Raw genomic sequence first — 2,794 nt, forward strand, 5'->3', positions numbered from 1 at the left:
CCTTTAGGTATTTGAGCCACTGCGTATCTACAATGTAGGGAACGATTATCATATCTGTCACATATAGGAATTTGTAAAACTGGATCTAAATGAGTGAAAGACATGTCATCAAAAATTATTGAAGTATGAAAACCTATTTTAAAGTTTTTTAAATCGTCCATATGTGTACATATTAAAGCCGGTTTTGAGCAACGTAGTTTGGCCCATGTTGTTTTACCGCAACCACTGGGTCCTACTAAAACTAAGGATCTTAAACCAACTGGAACTTCAGTCATAACACATAATCTAACATCATGTATATATTGAGCGTTTGAGTGATCAAATGCGTCTAAAGTACAAAAATCACTTGTATTATAGCATTTCCATGCTGCTTCTGCATATCCGTAAGGAATATTGGAAGCAAGACAATCAGTTAACCAATCGATTTTATTCATACCCTAATAATAAAGATTCTAAAAATGCGTCTACTTCTGTAAATGTTGGAAGCATAGTTGCGATCTTGTTTACATGATCGTTATTATGTGATCCTTCTTCAATGTAATCACCATCTTTTTTACAATATGTTATTGAAGCATTAATATTTTTTGTTGTTTGTATATTTGGATGAAAACCATTAATATCAAAATATGTTTCTTTTTTAATATCAACTTTTGATTTGAAAGTAATTACAGCATGTAAATGAGGAGAACCATCTTTGTGTTTTTCATGACAAACAATAATATATTTAGCTTCATGTTTTAATGAAGCAAGAAAATTCATTAATATTGATTTATCAAGGGAACATTGTGGATAAGTTAAAAAAACTGATTTAGCATTTATTCTAAATTTTTTTTGCAACGTAACATCAGCATTACCATTGATAGAAGCAGAAGCAGAAGCACCATTAAGAACATTATCATACGTTCTCTCACCAGACAAGTGCTGTTCAAACAATTTTGTCCAATGTTTGGCAGGGTCTGGGAAACTGTCGTCGGTGAGGTCGATTGGGTTGAGTTCAGAGCCATGAGGAGGAGTGAGCATAAGTGTTATCGGTTGTACACTTAGTTAGCTTGTATTTATAGACGCCAGACCCATGTAATTAAACATGGGTCATTTCTAGGGTCCGGAGGACTAGGGAGTAGGAGACGGAGTCTCTAGGGAGGTAGGTAAAAGGGTGAGAGAGAAAACGCTTCGGAGTTTGAAATAGAACTTATATCCCTTATAAGCGGTTAGCGGTGCCCAATATTTAATATTACGGGCACCCCCGCTAGTCCCTAATGGCTCGAGATATGACTTATAGTACTAGGAATAACAGGGTTGGACCGTATAATTTGGGTACCGTTAGGGCTCTAACTAATGTGGCTTATAGAGCAGGACAACAAGTCCGAACTATGTATGATAAATATAAAAAAAATAAAAATAAACCAAAAGAAAAAAAGAAACAAAAGGGCAAAGCCCGTGTTTCTGGTACAGTTATGTACAAAGGTGAAGGAAAATTTGCAGGCAAATTTCCTAAAGGTAAAAAGAAAAATTTGGCTAGTCAATCTATGTCCAAATTTGCCAGAAATGGTTCAATTCAAGTTAGAGAAACAGTGGGTACTGTTTCGGATACTGATTGTGTTTATTTATATAGCCACAATGTTGTACCTGCTGATGTAATGTTCTTAATCGCTAGTGCGACTGTTAGAAAGCTTTTGGAGCTTGCATTTAAGACAAAGTATACTAGCACTTCTAATTATGTTTTAATGGGCAATTATAACGCTACTTTAGGTAGTTATTTAGTAGTGTTAACGTATTATGATGCAGTAACTGGTGCTAACAACAGTACTGTTGTTAGTACCATTAGTGGTACTAAATTATTAATTGAATGTGCTGATGAATTAGGATTAGTCCTAAATTCATATTCATCTGGTAATGGAACTGCGAATGCAGCCAATCCAAGGGAACCGTTTCTTTTGTCTGTTTATAAAAGAATGGATGCAGATTCTGATAGTGTATTGTTGGCAACAATGAATTTACACAATGAATACATTGAACTGTACAGTTCAATGGAATTGAAAGTTCAAAATAGAAGTGCTTCTGCTAGTGGATCGAAGGATACAGATCAAGTTGATTCTAATCCTTTACAGGGTTATATTTATGAATTTTCATCTGTTCCGAAGTCACGTGATCCCTTGAACGTTACTGGAGGGACTCTTGCTACAACTGATAGGGCATATGATTTTGCATCAGTCCGTTATATTGATGGAATGAATTTAGTCAGAGGGTCTGATTTACCCTCTGGATACCGTGAACCTATAACAGCAAGAAACTTTACTAATTGTAAAGGTGTTAGTAAAGTTAGATTAGAACCTGGTTGTATTAAAAATTTGTATAGAAAGTATCAAAAGAGTGTAAATTTTGTAAAATTTTTACATGATTATAATGTGCAAGTTAATGCATTAACTAGCAATGGAAGAGTTATCAAATGTTTAGGTGGAGGTGTTTTGATAGGATTTGAAGATGTTATTAATGTTAATAGTTCTGCATTAATAACTGTTACTTATGAAGCAGAAAGAAAATCAGGTGTTGTTTTAAAAACAAGAGGACATACAGATATAACTCCGCAGTTTATACAGTCGGAGTTTAACAATCCTGAAATTATTCCTTAATAAAGATTTATTAAATTGCAACGACGTGCTATTTGTGGTAGGTCCATTTTAAATGGATCTACATTACAAGTAAATATTTTTTGAATGCCTTTAGGTATTTGAGCCACTGCGTATCTACAATGTAGGGAACGATTATCATATCTGTCACATATAGGAATTTGTAA

The 2,794-nt window shown here is 34.2% G+C and carries 3 protein-coding genes; 1 reads left to right on the forward strand and 2 read right to left on the reverse strand.

The genetic code is table 11. The features are described 5' to 3' along the window. Together JQ600_RS36585 and JQ600_RS36590 are read right to left on the reverse strand one after the other, a co-directional pair. Positions 1-434: hypothetical protein (locus tag JQ600_RS36585; protein WP_212490442.1), on the reverse strand; the 434-nt coding region annotated here is incomplete at its 3' end. Continuing rightward, positions 427-1,020 carry a hypothetical protein gene (locus JQ600_RS36590; RefSeq protein ID WP_212490443.1) on the reverse strand — a complete coding sequence of 198 codons (594 nt, stop codon included), beginning with the start codon at positions 1,018-1,020 and terminating at the stop codon, positions 427-429. The genes JQ600_RS36590 and JQ600_RS36585, both read right to left, overlap by 8 nt. Before the next feature lie 350 nt (positions 1,021-1,370). On the opposite strand from JQ600_RS36590, the gene JQ600_RS36595 reads away from it, so the two are divergent. Beyond that, positions 1,371-2,630, forward strand: a complete 1,260-nt coding sequence (locus JQ600_RS36595) for a hypothetical protein (RefSeq protein WP_212490444.1) — start codon at positions 1,371-1,373, stop codon at positions 2,628-2,630. Positions 2,631-2,794: the final 164 nt, after the last annotated feature.

Origin of the sequence: Bradyrhizobium sp. AUGA SZCCT0176, from assembly GCF_018130145.1 — a bacterium.
Taxonomy (GTDB): domain Bacteria; phylum Pseudomonadota; class Alphaproteobacteria; order Rhizobiales; family Xanthobacteraceae; genus Bradyrhizobium.